This is a genomic window from Sinorhizobium sp. CB7 (assembly GCF_041357635.1).
Classification (GTDB): Bacteria; Pseudomonadota; Alphaproteobacteria; order Rhizobiales; family Rhizobiaceae; genus Rhizobium.
Genome location: NZ_JAULLL010000009.1, coordinates 173,353 through 191,496 on the forward strand (window position 1 = coordinate 173,353; position 18,144 = coordinate 191,496).

An 18,144-nucleotide genomic window follows, 5' to 3' on the forward strand; every position below is an offset into this window, starting at 1 on the left:
GAAGCGACGCTGAACCGGCAAATTCCAAACAACCAAATGGAAGATGGAGACATCCATGGCAACGCTTGTTGGCAAGAAAATCGTCGTCGTAGGAGGCAGTTCCGGCATCGGACTTGGTGTCTCGGCGGCTGCCCTGACCAAGGGGGCCGAAGTGGTTCTCGTCGGTCGGTCGCTCGAAAAGCTGAAGTCTGCAGAACGAACGCTCGGGGCGGACCGCGAAGTGATTACTCTCAGCGCCGATATGACAAAGGAAGACGAAGTAATCCGTCTGTTTAAGGAAGTAGGAGCTTTCGATCACCTTGTCTCGACGGCCGGATCGCCCCCAACGAACTATCCTATCGGCGATACCGACATGGATGCCGTGCGCGCATTCGTCGACAACAAGCTGGTAGGCGCCGTCATGCTTGCCAAGCATGCCGTCGGCGTGCTCAGAGTCGGAGGGTCCATGACTTTCACCTCCGGAATCAACAAGGATAGGCCGCCGGTGCCTGGCGGATCGGTTGTCTCGGCGATCGCCGGCTCTTTTGGTTATCTCGCCCGCGCCCTGTCGCTGGAACTAGCCCCGACGCGCGTGAATATCGTGTCACCCGGATGGGTCGACACGCCCATGTGGGACAAACTCGTCGGGGAAGCAAAGTCTGGCTTTTTCGCGGGCATGGCGGCTCGCCTACCGGCGGGAAGGATCCCAACGCCGCTGGATGTAGCGGCCGCCTACACCTTCCTAATGGAAAGCGACTTCACGACCGGAGAGACGATGCGCATCGATGGCGGGCAGAACCTCATCTAGATGCGCCGGCAGCTCGTGAGAACGTCATTCCGCCCAATCAGGCAGAAAAGTCCGCCGAACCTGGGCGAGAAAGGGTCGGAAATGCCCGGATTTCCGGCGATCCAGGGCGACTGACAGACTCGCTAGTTCTAGGGAAGGTCCCTTTTCTGGCTGAAGAAGCTCCGCAACAGGTCTGCTGCCTCCCGCTCACCAAAGCCTGAGTAGACCTCCGGTGCGTGATGGCAGGTCGGCTGCCGGTAGAAGCGAACACCATTGTCGACCGCACCGCCCTTTGGATCTTCGGCACCGTAATAGAGCCGGCGGATGCGGGCGAAGGAAATCGCGGCAGTGCACATGGTGCACGGTTCCAAGGTCACGTAGAGATCGGCGCCGACGAGCCGTTCCCGGCCGAGCTCCTCGCAGGCAAGACGGATGGCGGCGATCTCGGCATGGGCGGTCACGTCGTTCAGCTCGCGCGTCCGGTTTCCCGCGTTCGCGACGATGGCGCCGTCGAGCACGATGACTGCACCGATCGGAACCTCTCCGCGCTCTCCCGCCTGCCGCGCCTCGGCAAGCGCAAGCGCCATAAACTGATTTGTCTTCACCATCAAAAGATTTCCACTTAACCGCAGCGGCCCGACCTGATAGGACAGGCCAAAAGGCAGGCAAACAACAAATGACATTCAAAGACAAGCCCAAACGCCCGGGTTCCAAGCCGCCGGCTCGCGACAAGGGGTCGAATTCCGGCCCCAGGCGCGAAGGCGGAAAGTCCGCAAAGGCCGCAGCCGCCGAGATCGCGGCAGCCGAGACGGAAGGCCCGCAGAAGGCCGAACGCATCTCCAAAGTGATGGCGCGCGCCGGTGTAGCATCGCGCCGCGATATCGAGCGCATGATCATGGAAGGACGCGTGAAGCTGAACGGCGTCGTCCTCGACACGCCGGTCGTCAACGTCACGCTTTCCGACAAGATCGAGGTCGACGATGTTCCGATACGCGGCATCGAGCGCACGCGGCTCTGGCTCTATCACAAGCCTGCCGGACTGGTGACCACGAATTCCGACCCCGAAGGCCGTCCGACGGTGTTCGACAATTTGCCGGAGGACCTGCCGCGGGTCGTTTCGGTTGGCCGTCTCGACATCAACACCGAAGGCCTTCTGCTGCTGACCAATGACGGCGGCCTCGCCCGCGCACTCGAGCTGCCCGCGACCGGCTGGTTGCGCCGTTACCGCGTCCGTGCCCATGGCGAGATCGATCAGGCTGCCCTCGACCGGCTGAAGGACGGTATCGCCGTCGACGGTGTGCTTTACGGCTCGATCGAGGCGACGCTCGACCGTACCCAGGGCTCCAATGTCTGGATCACCATGGCGCTGCGCGAAGGCAAGAACCGCGAAATCAAGAATGTTCTCGGCGCCCTTGGTCTCGAGGTCAACCGGCTGATCCGCGTTTCCTATGGTCCGTTTCAGCTGGGCGAACTTCCCGAGGCCCATGCGATCGAAGTGCGCGGTCGCACGCTGCGCGACCAGCTCGGCCCGCGCTTGATCGAGGATGCCAAGGCGAATTTTGATGCGCCGATCTACAACGCACCTGCGATCAAGGCAGATGAGAGCGGCGACGCCGAAACCGTGCAGAACGAAAAAGACCAGCGCCCCCGTCGCGAGAAGCCTGCGGACAAGCGCGAGCGTGCATTGAGCCGTCTCGATACGCGACGCGACGAACGCAAGGACGGTGGTCGCAGCGATAAGGACCGGCCGAAGCGCACGCCGCTCGGGCAGCGCCGCAGTGCCAACGTCTGGATGGCGCCCGGCGCTCGGCCGCTCGGTGAAAAGGCCGCGAAGAAGGCTGCCAAGAATGTCAGGACTGCGGTCCGCCGCGGCGAGGAGGATCGGCCGCAGCGCGGCGGATTCGAGCGCCAGAGTTCGGTGCGCAGCGTCCAGGTCAATCGCGTCAGCGGGGATGACGGCGAATGGATCCGTTCGAGCGAGATCAGCCGCAAACCGAAGGATGAAGACGGCGATTTCGAGCGCAAGCGATCTTTCGGTGACCGCCCGGCCCGCGGCGACAGATCTTTTGGCAACAAGCCTTTTGGTGATAAGCCCCGGGGCGAACGCAAGCCGCGACGCGAAGGCGACGAGCGTCCGCGTTCATTCGGCGAGCGGCCGCCCCGTGGTGAGCGCGCCTTCGCAGACAAGACGCGCGAGGACAGGCCGTTTGCAGGCAAGCCTCGCGGCGAGCGTCGGCCACGCGCCGAAGGGGATGAGCGTCCGCGCGCCAAATCGTTTGAGGGGGAGGGCCGCTCGGAAAGACCTCGCGGCGACAAGCCGTTCGGGGCTAAGCCGGCCGGCAAGCCCTCCGGCGAAAGATCCGCCGGAGCGAAGAAATTTGGCGCGAAGAGCTTTTCGGGCAAACCGAAAGGCGACCGTCCGGAAGGCGGCAGGCCCGCGGGCGGGCCGTCGCGCGGTGGAGCGAAAGGCAAAGGAATGACACGCGGTGCGGATCGTCGGCGGTGAATTTCGCGGGCGGCCGCTCGCCGTGCCCAAATCGAATGAGATCCGGCCGACGGCCGATCGCACGCGTGAGAGCCTGTTCAATATTCTGAGCCATGCCTATCCGGACGCCATTGAGGGCACCCGGATTATCGATCTTTTTGCAGGTACCGGCGCGGTCGGCCTGGAGGCGGTATCGCGCGGCTGCCGTCATGCACTCTTCGTGGAAAACAGCGTCGAAGGACGCGGGCTCCTGTGGGAGAATATCGATGCCCTTGGTCTCCACGGCCGCACGCGTATTCTGCGGCGGGATGCCACTGATCTCGGCAGCGTCGCCAATCTGGAACCCTTTGACATTCTTTTCGCCGATCCGCCCTATGGCAAGGGTCTCGGCGAGAAGGCTTTCGCTGCTGCCGCTGCTGGCGGATGGCTCGTGCCTGGTGCACTTGCGATCCTCGAGGAGCGGGCGGATGTTCAGGTCGAAGTGCCTGCTCCTTTCGTGTTTCGGGAGAGCAGGACCTTCGGCGACAGCAGAATGCATTTCTTTAGTTATGAACCCGGAGCGTGAAACGCCGCGACCGGAGAAGCGTCATGCTGAAAGGCCTTGATACCGCCAGCGACAATGTACCGGCGGCAAAAACGAACCAACCCTCGGTTGCCGTCGCCTTCGGCTGCGGCGGCGCGCGGGGCCTCGCGCATATTCATGTCATAGAAGCCTTGGATGAACTTGGCATCCGGCCGGTCGCAATCGCCGGCTCGTCCATAGGTGCCATCATCGGCGCAGGAATGGCGGCCGGAATGACGGGCGCGGAAATTCGCGATCATGCGCTCGCAACCGTCGGCAACAAGGGTGCCGTCGCCAATAGGCTCTGGAGCCTTAGACCTGCCACCATGCGCGATGTCATGAGCGGCATTCGGATCGGTCAATTCAATCTGGAGCGTATCCTCAAGGCGTTCATGCCATTCGAAGTTCCAGAGGAATTTGCCGGCCTTCGCATTCCATTGAAGGTGATTGCGACCGATTATTATCACCAGTCGGAAGTCGTCCTGGAAACGGGCGATCTCTACCATGCGCTCGCCGCTTCGGCTGCCATGCCGGCCGTCTTCATGCCTGTCCGAGTGGACGACAATGTCATGATCGATGGCGGCATCATCAATCCGGTGCCCTATGAGCACCTCCTGGACGCTGCCGATATCGTCATAGCTGTCGATGCTGTCGGCGGCCCGGAGGGCGATGGTGTTCACATCCCGAACCGGATGGAGAGTATCTTTGGAGCGGGTCAGTTGCTGATGCAGGCGAGCATCTCGCTGAAGCTGCGGATCAGCGCGCCGCACATCTTCCTGCGCCCGACACTCGGGCGAACGGGCGTCATGGATTTCCTGAAGGCCAAGGAGATCCTCGCCATGTCGGAAGCCGTCAAGGATGACCTGAAGTATGCGCTCGATCGTGAATTGGAACTGAGGGGCTGAACTTCAGGCGTCGGCCGCAGCCTCCGAGGAGTTTGCCGCGGAAAGTTCGTCGTCGAAGCTCTCTGCCACCCTTTTCGGCTTGATGAGCGGCTCTGGCTTGACCGGTCGAGAATAGAGCATGTCGCTACCGGCCTGCGGCCCCTCGGCTACCTGCAGCACGAGCCGCTGTTCGTCACGCTTGCGGATGTCGTCGCCGATCGCATAGGCATCGGGCTCGCTGACGCCGAGGGCCTCCAGTGTTCGGCGTCCGAACAACAGACCGGACTCAAGCGTTTCGCGCAATTCGTAATCGACGCCGCGGTTTCTGAGAGCGATGGAGTGGATACGGTCGTAGGAGCGGGCAAAGATGCGGGCGTGCGGATATTCGGCCTGCACCAGATCGATGACCTTGTCCGTCGTCTCCCGCTTCTGCGTGCAGACGGCGACGATCTTGGCGCGTTCGATGCCTGCCGAACGCAGCACGTCCTTGCGCGTGCCATCGCCGAAATAGATCCGGAAGCCGAAGGACGACGCCTGGCGGATGCGGTCCGCGGAAAATTCGATGACGGTGACGTCGCGACCGCCCGCAAGCAGGATCTGCGCGGCGATCTGCCCGAAACGGGAGAAGCCGACCATCAGCACGTCCGCCCCCGCACCCTCGAAATCCTCATCGAGCTCTTCGTGCTGTTCACCGTCGAGGAGGCGCTTGGAAAGTGCCGTGCCGATCGGCGTCAGCGCCATCGACAGCGTTACGACGGCCACCAGCAGCGAAGCGGTGCTGTTCGACATCAGCCCCGTGGCGCCCGCGGTCGTAAAGAGCACGAAGCCGAATTCGCCGCCCTGAGGCAGCAGAAACGCGATGCGGACCGACTCATTGTGCGTCGATCCCGACACGCGGCAGAGGCAATAGATGATCAAGGCCTTCACCAGCATCACGACGGGCACGGCGAGGAGGATGAACAGAACGTTGTCGAGCAGGACCTGAAGCTCCAGCGAAAGTCCGACGGCCATGAAGAAAATGGCCAGAAGCACGCCGCGGAAAGGCTCGATATCGGCTTCCAACTCGTGCCGGTAGGAGGATTCCGCCAGCATGATGCCCGAAAGGAAGGCACCCATTGCCATCGACAGCCCCGCCATCTGCATCAATGTCGCCGATCCCAGCACCACGAAGAGCGCAGCCGCGATCATCGCCTCGCGAGCACCCGTTCGTGCGATGACCTGAAAAAGCGGCGTCAGCAGGTAGCGCCCGGCGAAGATCATGGCGGCGACAGCGCCCACGGCAATCGAAAAGCCGAGCAGCGGAGAGGAGTCCTCCGCGCCGCCGTCGAGGATCGTGACGAGCGCCAGCAATGGTACGATCGCCAGATCCTGGAAAAGCAGCATCGAGAAGGCGCGTTGCCCATAGCGCGTATTGACATCGCCTTCGTCGTCGAGGATTTGCATGGCGAAGGCGGTCGAGGAAAGCGCAAGCCCGAAACCGGCCACGATTGCACCGCGCCATCCGACGACGCCCGAAAGATAGGCGATGGCGCTCAGCGCCAGGCCGGTGATTACCACCTGCGCCGTGCCCAGGCCGAAGATGTCGCGGCGCATCTGCCACAGGCGCGTCGGCTTGAGTTCGAGTCCGATTATGAAAAGAAGGAAGACGACGCCGAGCTCGGCGACACCCAGGACCTGTTCACCGTCGGTAATGCCGTGCAGGATCGGGCCGATCACCATGCCGGCGGCCAGATAACCAAGTACGGTGGAAAGCCCGAGCTTCTTGAAGATCGGTGCTGCGACGACAGCGCCTCCAAGCAGCAGGAGCGTTTCCGAGAAAAGCGTATTTGGCACTGACATGACCGATGTTCTTTCCGTGGAGGGCGGCGTCGCGGAGGGCACTTGCACAAGAATCGGCAATGCCGCCCTTGATGCTTTCGGTAGTGCACAATAAATGGAACGCGAAGGAAAGGCCAAATCATGTCCTCTGAAATCGATTCCGCGACTCTTCTTTCCCGTGCCGGCCAACTGATCGACCTTGCCCGCCAGGCGGGCGCCGATGCCGCTGATGCGGTCGTAGTGCGCTCCCGCGCCCATTCCGTGAGCGTCCGCCTTGGCAAGGTAGAAGGCACCGAATCCGCCGAAAGCGATGATTTCTCGTTACGTGTCTTCATCGGCAAGCGCGTGGCGAGCATTTCGGCCAATCCGGGCTTCGACCTGAAGGTTCTCGCTGAACGAGCCGTCGCCATGGCGAAGGTCTCGCCGGAGGACCCCTTCGCCTGCCTCGCCGACGAGGCGGATCTCGCGCGGTCCTATCCCGATCTCGAGCTCTTCGATCCGACTGAGGTTTCCACCGATGCTTTGCGCGAGGCCGCTCTCGCCGCCGAAGCTGCTGCACTTGCCGTCCCCGGTGTGACGAATTCCTCCGGTGCCGGCGCCTCGGCTGGAATGGGCGGAATGGTGCTCGTGACGTCGCATGGTTTCGAGGGCAGCTACATGGGATCGCGCTTTGGCCGTTCGGTCAGCGTCATCGCCGGCGAAGGCACCGGGATGGAGCGCGACTATGATTTCGACAGCCGCCTTTATTTCGCCGATCTCGATGCGTCGGAGGACATTGGCAGGAGCGCTGGCGAGAGAGCGGTCAAGCGATTGGACCCACGGCAGGTGGGAACCGGCAAGGACATCACCGTCATCTTCGATCCGCGCGTCGCACGCGGTTTTGTCGGCCATATCGCAGGCGCCATCAACGGCGCCTCCGTCGCCCGCAAGACCAGTTTCCTGCGCGACAAGATGGGCCAGCAGGTCCTGAAGCCCGGACTTTCCGTCACCGATGATCCACTGATTGTGCGCGGCCCTTCGTCGCGGCCGTTCGATGGCGAGGGTGTTTCCGGCAAGCGCCTGGTGATGATCGAGGACGGCGTACTCAAGCATTGGTTTCTTTCCACCTCCACCGCCCGCGAAATCGGCCTGCAGACCAATGGTCGCGGCGTGCGCGGCGGCACGTCCGTGACACCCTCGTCGACGAACCTTGCGCTCGAGCCCGGGGACGTATCGCCCGAGGATCTGATCCGCAGCGTCGGCAACGGCTTTTACGTGACCGAGTTGATCGGCCAGGGCGTCAACATGATCACCGGCGAATACAGCCGCGGCGCCACCGGCTTCTGGATCGAGAATGGCGAACTGACTTTCCCTGTTTCGGAGGTCACGATTGCCTCCAACCTCAAGGACATGTTCATGCGCGTGACGCCGGCCAACGATATCGACCGCAAATATGGTACGGCTGCTCCGACGCTGGCCATCGAAGGCATGACGCTCGCCGGACGCTGACGCGAAATGGAAATTATTCGATGAGCGATCTGGAAAGTGCCGATTGGCAGGGCGATCTTGCGTTGATTGCCGATGCCGCGCGGCAGGCGGGCCGCCTCGCTCTCGGATATTTCTGCCAGTCGCCCGAGGTATGGTGGAAGAACGAAGGCCGCTCTCCTGTCAGCGCCGCGGATTTTGCCGCCAATGAAATGCTGGAAACCTTGCTGCGTCCGGCGCGGCCGGATTATGGCTGGCTGTCGGAGGAAACCGATGACGATGCCGACCGCCTGTCACGACGTACAGTTTTCGTCATCGATCCGATCGACGGGACGCGCGCCTTTCTGGCAGGGCAGGAAACCTGGTGCGTGAGTGTTGCCGTGGTCCATGGCGGCCGACCGGTCGCAGGCGTACTCTACGCTCCGGCGCTCGACGAACTCTTTGCCGCTGCGAAGGGCAGTGCCGCGCTGAAGAACAATAGCCGGATTTCGGTGTCGACCTATTCGGAGGGGGAGATTGCCCGTTTGGCCGCTCCCGAGGATATGCTGACGGGCTTTTCGCCGGCCTTTCGCAAGACGGTCGAGCGTGTCAAGCATGTGCCATCGCTCGCCTACAGGCTTGCCATGGTGGCCGATGGAAGGCTGGAGGCGACGCTGGTCAAACACAACTCCCATGATTGGGATTTGGCAGCAGCCGATCTCATTCTCGAACGCGCCGGCGGTCGTCTCACAGGCCTCGACGGCGAGAGCGTGACTTACAATCGGCCGGAGGTCAGTCATGGAGATCTCTGTGGCGCAGGCGCTCTCCGACTGCCCCACATCCTTGACCAGTTGAGGAGTGGCCGAGGCGGTTGACCTTTGGGTCAAAATCCCTCAGATGAGAGGAGGGGGAGAAAAAAAGAAGAAAGAAAGATCATGACGGAATCCGGCGGCAAAAAGCAGCTCTTGCATCTTGTGTTCGGTGGCGAACTGACAAGTCTTGATGACGTTCAGTTTCGGGATCTGAAAGACCTCGATATCGTCGGAATATTCCCCGACTATGCGACGGCGCTGACAGCCTGGAAAGGCAAGGCGCAACAGACCGTCGATAACGCGCACATGCGCTACTTCATCGTGCATATGCATCGTCTGCTCGATCCTCAGGATAAATCCGCGATCCAAAGCTGACCCGCAACCGGTTGTATCTTGTGGGAGCGCCGGTTTCGCCGGTCGATGCCGTGCATGGATGCCGCTCTTGACGGTATTTTTGACGCATTCCGAAAATAGATAATCGGTCGTTCCGGCCGCAGGATATTGGGAAAAGATTCAGATGATGATCAGGATCGACCGGAGGCGTTTCGTATGAGCGGCCGTATGGCGCGTGTCGCGCTATCGACCTATCGCCTCGCGGGCATGATGGCGACCCCGCTTGTGGGCGCCTATCTCACCTACCGGGCGGCCAAGGGCAAAGAAGACCGTGCGCGTCGTCTTGAACGCTTCGGCTATGCCAGCGCCAACCGGCCTCAGGGTCCGCTTGTGTGGCTTCATGCGGCGAGCGTCGGCGAGACGCTCGCCGTTGCGCCATTGATCAAGGAAATTCGCCGCCGCGACATCCATGTCATCCTGACGACGGGGACCATCACGTCGGCCAAGCTCGCCAGCGACCGTCTCGGCGACGAGGCGATCCATCAATATGTGCCGATCGACCTGAAACCGGCCGTGGGGCGCTTCCTCGATTATTGGCAGCCTGATTGCGCTATCATCGCCGAATCCGAAATCTGGCCCATGACGATCATGGAGCTTGGCCGCAGGCATATTCCGCAGATCCTAGTGAATGCACGCCTTTCCGACCGGTCCTTCGCGCGTTGGCAGCGCCGCCCGACGATTGCGGAGGCGCTCTTTGAAAATCTTGCCCTCGTTATCGCTCAGTCCGATCTTGATGCGGAACGCTTCCGCGATCTCGGTGCAATTCAAGTCATCACCTCGGGCAACCTCAAGGTGGATCGGGAAGCTCCCCCTTATGATGCGTCGGTCCTGGCGCGCTACATGAAACAGATCGGCAGCCGAAAGACGTGGGCGGCGATTTCCACATTCGAGGGTGAGGAGAGTGCCGCCGCCATCGTTCATCGCACCCTCCGGGAACGCAACGGACAACTGACAATCATCGTGCCTCGCCATCCGGAACGTGCGGATGAGATCGAGGAAATGCTGGTCAAGCAGGGTTTGAAGGTGGCTCGCCGCACGCGCGACGACGTCTTGGCTCCCGATGTCGATATTTTCCTCGGAGACACGATCGGTGAAATGGGCCTTTACCTGCGCATGACCGAGATCGCCTTCGTCGGACGCTCGCTTTTTGCCGAAGGCGGCCAGAATCCCATGGAACCGGCGATGCTCGGTTGCGCAATCCTGTCGGGGGGTCGCGTACAGAATTTCCGGGAGGCCTATCAGAAGCTTGCACGCAGCGGTAGCGCCCGCATGGTGCGCGATGTCGAAATGCTTGCCAAGGGCGTGCACTATCTCCTGACCAATGACTCGGCCCGGCGGTCGATGATCGATGCCGGGATCGCAACAGTCAACGAAATGCGCGGCGCATTGACGGCAACGCTCAAAGGCCTGGAGCCCTACATCAATCCATTGACAGTCAAAGCCCGATTGCTTCCAAAAACGGTCGCACGGGGCTGAGGGAAGGGCGATGACTTTCGGGCGGCGCGGGGCTATTGCGGGCATCCTGTTCGACAAGGACGGCACGCTTCTCGACTACGACGCGAGCTGGCTGCCGGTGAACCGCGAGCTTGCGCGCATCGCGGCCGGCGGAGACTGCGCGCTCGCCGACGGTCTGCTTCTGGCGTGCGGCATGAACCCCGAAACCGGTTATATTGTTCCGGACAGCCTGCTGGCGGCCGGCAACACCCGGCAGATATCGGAAGGTCTGGTTGCCGCCGGCTCTCGCATGGATGTCGATGAGCTGACGAGCCGACTGGATACGCTTTTTGCCGATGCCGCCCAGTTCTCCGTACCGGTGACCGATCTCGCATCGTATTTTCAGCGTCTTCATGCCAAAGGCTACAAGCTCGGTGTGGCCTCCAGTGACAACGAGCGTTCCATCCGCCAAACGGCAGAACGCTTCGGCTTTGCCGAATATGTGGACTATATCGCCGGCTATGACAGCGGACTGGGGACGAAGCCGGATCCCGGCATGGTTTTCGGCTTCTGTGCGGCAACCGGCCTGACACCGTCGCAGGTGGCTGTCGTCGGCGACAACAATCACGATCTCCATATGGGCAGGAATGCCGGCGCCGGACTGAAGATCGCGGTGCTGACGGGGACGGGATCGCGTGAATCTCTGGCGGGAGCTTCGGATTATTGCCTCAATTCGATTACGGAGCTTGAAGGGGTGTTGTCGGAGTTCCATCCTGTCTGACTTGCCCTGTCCGACTTACAAGACTTGCTTTTTTCGGTGATCTGCCTTTTGTTTCAGTCCAGTCGAATATTTGAAGGCTTTGACCTGTGTCATTGAGACGGCGCGGGCGGGGGCGGGAAAGCACGATGATATCTGAAGCACCGCCTTTCTGGTGGACGAAGCCCGATTGGCGCGCGTGGGTCCTGTCGCCCATTTCCTTTCTCTATGGCCGCGTCGCCGGCCACCGCATGGCACATGCGAAGCGGACTTCCGTCCCCGTGCCGGTCATCTGTGTCGGCAACTTTACCGTCGGCGGTGCCGGCAAGACGCCGACGGCACTGACGCTGGCCCGTGCTGCGCGCGCGAAAGGGCTGAAGCCGGGTTTTCTGAGCCGGGGTTACGGCGGATCGCTGGACACGACGACCGTTGTCGACCCGACACATCATCACGCCGCCGCCGTCGGTGACGAACCCCTCCTGCTTGCCCGTGAAGCCCTGACAGTAATCTCGCGCAAGCGGGCGGAAGGCGCCAAGCGGCTCGTGGCCGAAGGCGCCAATCTCATCATCATGGATGATGGTTTCCAGAGCGCCCGGCTCGCCATCGACTACGCGCTCGTGGTCATCGACACCATGCGTGGCGTTGGCAACGGCCATCTCGTGCCTGGAGGTCCAATACGCGCGCCTCTTCGTCAGCAGCTTCGCCATGCGTCCGGTCTGCTGAAGGTGGGCCACGGCAACGCGGCCGACCGGATCGTGCGCATGGCAGCCCGCGCCGGGATTCCCTTTTTCGCCGCTTCGCTCAAGCCTCAGGGCCAGGAGGATCTGGAGGGGAAGAATGTGCTCGCCTTTGCCGGCATCGCGGATCCGGACAAGTTCTTCCGCACTGTGGATTTTCTCGGGGCGAACATCATCGCGAGGCGGCCTTTCGGCGATCACCAGCATCTGACTGACGACGAGATCGAGGAAATCCTGACGGTGGCCGATCGGCATGGACTGGAGATCGTCACGACCGCGAAGGATTTCGTGCGGCTTTCAGGCCATCATGGCCGCGCGGCTGAGCTGGCAGCACGTTGCCGAGTCATAGAGGTTGAGATGACCTTCGATGATCGTCTTGCTACCGGGCTTATCATAGAACGGGCGATCAACGCCTGCCGGGAGAGACGGCTGAAAGAAAAGTCGGCTTCTATGAAAAGCTGAACCGCTTTATTCCCGGTCCTTTTGTATCGGCAGCACGCCGGCGCGTCTGTCGGCTTCCATCGAAGAGACGACATCGGCATAGGGTTCCTGGCGGGCGACGCTCCAATAGCGCAGTTCGTCGAGCGGAATGTGCTTGCCGGTCACGGCGCAAACAACATAGGAACCGGGCGTGAGGATCTGGAAATCGCCGTCGAGAAAGCGGATTTTCGCTTCGCGGTTTCCGTGTCCTTCGAAAAGATTCATGCCTTGACGCCCCCAGCGTTTGTCATGTGTTTGCAATACTCTCGCCAGCCACTGATTACCAGCATTTTCAGCTTCGTCCGAACAGCCGCTCGATATCTGCGAGCTTCAGCTCGATATAGGTTGGCCGCCCGTGATTGCACTGTCCCGAGCCGGGGGTCACCTCCATCTGCCGCAGCAGCCCGTTCATCTCTTCCGGCTTCAATCTGCGTCCTGATCTGACCGAACCGTGACAAGCCATTGTGGCGGCGACATGTTCCAGTTTCATTGAAAGTCCGGAAGCCGTGTCCCATTCGGCGATTTCGTCGGCGAGCTGACGGATGAGGCCCTGCGCGTCCACCTCTCCGAGCATGGCGGGCGTTTCCCTGACGGCAATCGCTCCAGGTCCGAAGCGTTCGATGACAAGGCCGAATTCGGAAAGTTCGGCCGCGTGCACGACCAGCCGGTCGCAATCCTCTTCCGGCAGATCGATGATTTCCGGAATGAGGAGAACCTGCGAGGGAAGGCGTTTGGAATGAAGCGCTTTGCGCATCGCTTCGAAAACAAGGCGTTCATGCGCCGCGTGTTGGTCGACGATGACGAGCCCGTCCTCGGTCTGCGCAACAATATAGTTTTCGTGCAGTTGCGCCCGCGCCGCTCCAAGCGGAAAGCGGGACGGGATAGCCGGCGTCGACGGATCTTCCGCGATTACGCCAACATCGGCACGAGCCGTCGGGACCGCAAGACCGTCGAAGGACGCCTGCGTTCGTTCTTGAAAGGAGCTTGCAGCCTGTTCTGTGCGATACGGCCGGTAGGGCGAGGTTTCCGCTGCCCAGCCACCGGATGCCTGTTGCCTGCCGTTCGGTTGGAACCCGGGTCGGAACGACCTCAGCATGCCGCTCGCGCCGGTCGTTGCCGCCCGATCACCCTCGCGGGCGAGCGCTTCACGGATAGCGCCGACGATCAATCCCCGGACGAGCCCGGGATCCCGGAAGCGCACATCGGACTTCGCCGGATGCACATTGACGTCGACAAGGGCAGGATCGAGCGTGATCGACAGAACGGCGACGGGATAGCGGCCAGCAGGGATAGTCTCGGCATAGGCGCCGCGAATCGCGGATAGGATGAGCTTGTCCTGGACCGGACGACCATTGACGAAGGCATATTGATGGGCGGAATTGCCGCGATTGAAGGTGGGAACGCCTGCAAAACCGGTGAGGCCGACATCCTCGCGCACCGCGTCGAGCACAATGGCGTTGTCGCGAAATTCCCTGCCGAGGACCTGCGCCATACGCGCCAGGTGATCATCACCGGTGGCGGGAAATTCGAGCTCCGAACGATCGGTGCCGGAAAGCACGAAACGTACACGCGGGAAGGCGATCGCCATGCGCTTGACGACCTCAGTGATCGCCGCCGCCTCGGCCTTCTCGCTTTTCAGGAACTTCAGCCGCGCCGGCGTCGCGAAAAACAGGTCCCGGACTTCGACGATGGTGCCGGGATTGGCGGCAGCGGGACGCAGGTGCACGATCCTGCCGCCGGCAACCGCAATTTCGGCGCCCTCCGTGCTTTCCATTCTGCGGCTCGCAATTGTCAGCCGCGCCACCGATCCGATCGACGGAAGCGCTTCGCCGCGGAAGCCGAGGGTACGGATATCGTCCAGCCGGTCGGAAATCTTTGAGGTGCAATGCCGGCGCACTGCCAATTCCAGATTGGCAACGTCCATACCGGAACCATTGTCGCTGACCCTCAACAGGCCCTTGCCGCCCCCGGCTGTCGCGATCTCGATTCGTGTTGCGCCCGCGTCGAGCGCGTTCTCGATCAGTTCCTTGGCGGCACTTGCCGGCCTCTCGATCACTTCGCCGGCGGCAATCTGATTGATCAGGGTTTCGGGGAGCTGTTTTATCGCCATGGAACCATTTTCGAGGATTCGCGAGCTCAAGGGAAGGGGAGATATGGTCATGTAGCAGTTCAAAGGTTACAGCGACCTTTGTGCGTCTTGTAAGACGCGCGGCGCTGTAGCATTCCCCAAAACGGGGGATCCGCATATTAATTCCGCCTTAATACTAAACTGGCAGTTTTGCCACTGTACCATTCGCACGTCGATATCGAAAAATATGTGGGATTCTTGCAGATGACTGCGGGCTCTGAAAAGGCGGCAGATTCATGGAATGACAGCGTGCCAGCCGACGCCGATCTTCAGACGGCGCTGTTCGACGCCGTGTGCGACGGTCTGACTACCGCTTTTCTCATCTACGACAAGAATGACCTTGTCATCTATGCCAGTCGGAATCTGCTGAATTTCTTTCCCATCCCGCAACAATTTCTGAAAACGGGCACGCGCCTGCGCGATTACCTCGGCGCCGTCTTCGACACCGGTATCCGTCAGCAATCCGCCAAATCGGAAGCATCGATCACGCGCGACGACTGGATCTCCCAGAAGATCGCCTCGCACTGGCGCGAACGCTATGAAGCGGTCGAGCGCCATGGCACAGAGCGCTGGGTTCGCTTGGTGAAGCGTCGTCTGCCGGCCGGTTACGGCGTCTCCATCATTTCCGATATTTCGGAAGCGAGGAAGCGCGAGGAGCAATGGCGTGCCGACCTCGAGCGCGTGCAACTGACCGAGGATATCCTCGACAATCTGCCGTTTCCGCTCTTCGTCAAGGACCGGAATCTGAACTATGTGGCGGTGAACAAGGCCTTTTGCGACAAGTTCCAGACGAGCGCCGACGAGGTGCTCGGGCGAAAGAGCGGTGATATCTTTTCGCGCGAAATGGCAACGCGCTTCGAGGAGAGCGATCGCCATGTGCTGGAAACCGGCGAAATGTCAATTTCGCAGCAGCGCCAGATTTCCCGCGACGGCATAGAGCGCGATACGATCAGCCGAAAGCATCGCATCGGCAAGCCCGGGCGCTATTTCCTGGTGACCACGATGCAGGAGTTGCCGCAAGACAGCGGCGACGTCGAGGAATTCGGCCTCGCCTCATCGGTGACGGTGTCAAGCCGTCAGTCCTACAGGCGCGCTTATGTTCCGGTGCATGCAACGGGCAGGGTGGCGCGTGGTCCGGCCGCTATGGAGGCCTTCGTGCCGGAAAATTTTTCCGGCCGGAAAATTCTGGTAGTTACCGCTGATCCGGTCGCAGAATCGTCCGCGCTGCGGACGCTCGGAAAATACGGCTTCGAAGCCTGCGCGGTTCGCGGCGAAAGCGAACAGGAGGCCTTCCTGGAGATCGCCTCCTCCGCAGGTCTGGAGCTCGATCTCATCATCATTGACAATCAGATGGGCATGCGGTGCCTCGAACTCGGCGAGCGCCAGGGCGTGCCGACGCTGGTTCTCGACAGTTTCCAGTTCAGCAATGAGCTGACTTTCCTCATCGCTCGCCACTTCAATCGCACCAGCCGCGAGGCCATAGTCGCCGGGGCCGGCTCAGCCGGCAGCGATTGGGAGATTACGACGGGAACCGAGACGGGCGGGCTGCAGGTACTCGTGGCCGAAGACAATGATATCAATCAGATCGTCTTTTCCCAGATCCTCGAAGGTCTGGGTTATCGGTACATGATCGCATCGAGCGGTGATGAGGCGGTAAGGCTCTGGAACGAATACCGGCCCCAGGTCGTACTGATGGATATTTCCCTGCCGGGCTTCAACGGTTTCGAGGCGGCCCGTCTCATCCGCCAGATGGAAGCAGGCGGCAGCGACGCTCCGACACCAATCATCGGTGTCCTCACGCAGGCTTTCGAAAGGGATCGCAGCGAGTGCGTGAAAGCGGGGATGGATGATGTGATCATGAAACCCGTTAGCCCCGATATCCTCCAGGCCGTTTTTCAAAAGCACATGCAGAATGGCCTGACGCAGGCGCGCATCTGAGGAGAAATGAGCGTCAACTCCCCAGATTTCGGGACGTAATGCCTGCTCTCCCGCTTGTTACTGCTATCGATTTATTAAGGATTGACGCCCATTCTTTGCCAAGGTGGAGGAAATTCTTGGGCATGAGTGATGAGATCGGCGGAAATACAGATCGCACCAGTCAGTCAGAATGAATTGCAGGCGATGGCCTATACCGATCCGCTCACCGGGTTGGGCAATCGTTATCGCATGCGTGACAAGGTGCGCCTTCTGTCGGCCGAGCGCGCCAATGATCCCGCGCCCTTTACCATCGGTATCGCCAATCTCGATTCATTCAAACCCATCAACGATCTTTTCGGCTCGGCAGCCGGTGATGAGATCCTCTGTCAGGTTGCTCATCGCCTGAAGGCCTGCATACCGGATGGCGCGATTGTTACCCGTCACGATGGTGACGAGTTCGCCTTCGTGCTGCCGCTTGTCTTCGAGCGGGCGGGAGCCGAAAAGTTCGGTCAGATGATCCGCGAAGTGCTGTCGGCGCCCTATGACCTCGGTGACCGTAACGTTCGCCTCTCAGCCTCCTTTGGTTTTGCGACCTACCCCTTTGCCGGTGACGAGTTCGAGGATCTGCTGAAGAGCGCGGAAACCGCACTCTACCGTTCGAAGCGCCGCGGCCGCGGCCAGATAACCGTCTATTCCCAGGAAATCGCTCAGGAGATGAGGCGCACGACGCAACTTGAACAGGCTCTGCGCAACGCCATCATCTCGGATGCGATCGACGTCCATTTTCAGCCGATCGTCTCGCTTGCCAACAATCTTGTGGTCGGTTTCGAAGCGCTGGCGCGGTGGAACGATCCGGATCTGGGGTTCGTCTCGCCGGCCGTCTTTGTCCCGCTTGCCGAAGAACGCGGCTTTATCGACGCGCTGTCCGAAACGCTCCTGAGAAAGGCAGCCGAGGCGGCACTTTCCTGGCCCCGGGAGCTGTTCCTCTCCTTCAATCTCTCGTCCGCCCAGCTCATGGATCCCGGCACAAGCAACAGCATTCTCTCCATCCTTGGCCGCGTCGGGCTCGATCCGCACCGCCTGGAGCTGGAAATCACCGAAACGGCCGTCATGAGTTCAGCCGACACGGCCCACCGCATCCTGACCGATCTGAGGCATGCGGGCGTGCGCATCTCGCTGGATGACTTCGGCACCGGTCAGTCGAGCCTTGGCCGTCTGCGCGACTTCATTTTCGACAAGGTCAAGATCGACCGGGCCTTCGTCTCCAGGATCAATTCGGACCGTGCCTCCGAACATATCATCAAGGCTATTCTGTCCATGTGCGATGGCCTCGATCTCGAAGTGGTTGCCGAAGGCATCGAGGATTATGCCGAAGCGGTGAAGCTCAGGGCGCTGGGTTGCGGCATGGGGCAGGGCTACTACTACGGCAAGCCCGCCGACAGCATTGCCACCTTGCGCTACTTGCACGAGAATTACTATGATTTCGGTCCGAGCGACCGCGCCAGCGCCTGATTTTCGACTTCGACGC

General features: G+C 61.1%; 16 protein-coding genes. 12 read left to right on the plus strand and 4 right to left on the minus strand.

The window, feature by feature from the left end; all coding sequences use genetic code 11:
* Positions 1-55: 55 nt before the first annotated feature.
* Positions 56-787, plus strand: a complete 732-nt coding sequence (locus tag AAE029_RS18380) for an SDR family oxidoreductase (RefSeq protein ID WP_371074309.1) — start codon at positions 56-58, stop codon at positions 785-787.
* Between the two features lie 128 nt (positions 788-915).
* On the opposite strand, the gene AAE029_RS18385 is transcribed toward AAE029_RS18380, so the two are convergent.
* Positions 916-1,374 (minus strand): nucleoside deaminase, encoded by a 459-nt coding sequence (locus AAE029_RS18385; protein WP_371074310.1) that lies wholly within the window; start codon positions 1,372-1,374, stop codon positions 916-918.
* A 68-nt stretch (positions 1,375-1,442) separates the two neighbouring features.
* On the opposite strand from AAE029_RS18385, the gene AAE029_RS18390 reads away from it, so the two are divergent.
* From AAE029_RS18390 to AAE029_RS18400, 3 genes are read left to right on the plus strand one after another with little or no spacing between them, the layout of a single operon-like run.
* Positions 1,443-3,272, plus strand: coding sequence for a pseudouridine synthase (locus AAE029_RS18390; RefSeq protein WP_371074311.1), 1,830 nt, complete (start codon positions 1,443-1,445; stop codon positions 3,270-3,272).
* Positions 3,253-3,816 (plus strand): 16S rRNA (guanine(966)-N(2))-methyltransferase RsmD, encoded by a 564-nt coding sequence (gene rsmD / locus AAE029_RS18395; RefSeq protein ID WP_371074312.1) that lies wholly within the window; start codon positions 3,253-3,255, stop codon positions 3,814-3,816. Before AAE029_RS18390 ends, rsmD begins: the two co-directional genes overlap by 20 nt.
* Before the next feature lie 23 nt (positions 3,817-3,839).
* Positions 3,840-4,718 (plus strand): patatin-like phospholipase family protein, encoded by an 879-nt coding sequence (locus tag AAE029_RS18400; RefSeq protein ID WP_371074313.1) that lies wholly within the window; start codon positions 3,840-3,842, stop codon positions 4,716-4,718.
* 3 nt (positions 4,719-4,721) lie between these two features.
* On the opposite strand, the gene AAE029_RS18405 is transcribed toward AAE029_RS18400, so the two are convergent.
* Complete coding sequence (locus AAE029_RS18405; protein WP_371074314.1) at positions 4,722-6,536, minus strand: monovalent cation:proton antiporter-2 (CPA2) family protein; 1,815 nt, start codon at positions 6,534-6,536, stop codon at positions 4,722-4,724.
* A 120-nt stretch (positions 6,537-6,656) separates the two neighbouring features.
* On the opposite strand from AAE029_RS18405, the gene AAE029_RS18410 reads away from it, so the two are divergent.
* The 6 genes from AAE029_RS18410 (at position 6,657) to lpxK (ending at position 12,553) form a co-directional block, all read left to right on the plus strand.
* The gene (locus tag AAE029_RS18410; RefSeq protein WP_371074315.1) at positions 6,657-8,003 is read left to right on the plus strand and encodes a TldD/PmbA family protein; all 1,347 of its coding nucleotides are present in this window, start codon (positions 6,657-6,659) and stop codon (positions 8,001-8,003) included.
* A gap of 20 nt (positions 8,004-8,023) precedes the next feature.
* Positions 8,024-8,833 (plus strand): 3'(2'),5'-bisphosphate nucleotidase CysQ, encoded by an 810-nt coding sequence (locus tag AAE029_RS18415; protein ID WP_371074316.1) that lies wholly within the window; start codon positions 8,024-8,026, stop codon positions 8,831-8,833.
* A 60-nt stretch (positions 8,834-8,893) separates the two neighbouring features.
* Entirely contained in the window at positions 8,894-9,145 is a 252-nt protein-coding gene (locus AAE029_RS18420) for a DUF4170 domain-containing protein (RefSeq protein ID WP_371074458.1), read from the plus strand.
* A gap of 174 nt (positions 9,146-9,319) precedes the next feature.
* On the plus strand, positions 9,320-10,639 hold the full coding sequence (waaA, locus tag AAE029_RS18425) for a lipid IV(A) 3-deoxy-D-manno-octulosonic acid transferase (protein WP_371074317.1): 1,320 nt from the start codon (positions 9,320-9,322) through the stop codon (positions 10,637-10,639).
* Between the two features lie 10 nt (positions 10,640-10,649).
* A complete protein-coding gene (locus AAE029_RS18430; protein ID WP_371074318.1) occupies positions 10,650-11,378 on the plus strand; it encodes an HAD family hydrolase in 729 nt (242 codons plus the stop codon).
* A gap of 125 nt (positions 11,379-11,503) precedes the next feature.
* On the plus strand, positions 11,504-12,553 hold the full coding sequence (gene lpxK / locus AAE029_RS18435) for a tetraacyldisaccharide 4'-kinase (RefSeq protein ID WP_371074319.1): 1,050 nt from the start codon (positions 11,504-11,506) through the stop codon (positions 12,551-12,553).
* A gap of 6 nt (positions 12,554-12,559) precedes the next feature.
* Here lpxK and AAE029_RS18440 read toward each other — a convergent pair whose 3' ends face one another.
* Positions 12,560-12,796, minus strand: coding sequence for a DUF2093 domain-containing protein (locus AAE029_RS18440; RefSeq protein ID WP_371074320.1), 237 nt, complete (start codon positions 12,794-12,796; stop codon positions 12,560-12,562).
* A 67-nt stretch (positions 12,797-12,863) separates the two neighbouring features.
* The gene (mutL, locus tag AAE029_RS18445; RefSeq protein WP_371074321.1) at positions 12,864-14,681 is read right to left on the minus strand and encodes a DNA mismatch repair endonuclease MutL; all 1,818 of its coding nucleotides are present in this window, start codon (positions 14,679-14,681) and stop codon (positions 12,864-12,866) included.
* A 222-nt stretch (positions 14,682-14,903) separates the two neighbouring features.
* Between mutL and AAE029_RS18450 the strand changes: the two genes are divergently transcribed.
* Both AAE029_RS18450 and AAE029_RS18455 read left to right on the plus strand, forming a co-directional pair.
* Entirely contained in the window at positions 14,904-16,637 is a 1,734-nt protein-coding gene (locus AAE029_RS18450) for a response regulator (RefSeq protein WP_371074322.1), read from the plus strand.
* Positions 16,638-16,766: 129 nt separating this feature from the next.
* Positions 16,767-18,128: a putative bifunctional diguanylate cyclase/phosphodiesterase gene (locus AAE029_RS18455; RefSeq protein WP_371074323.1), complete on the plus strand. Its 1,362-nt coding sequence runs from the start codon at positions 16,767-16,769 to the stop codon at positions 18,126-18,128.
* Positions 18,129-18,144 lie beyond the last annotated feature (16 nt).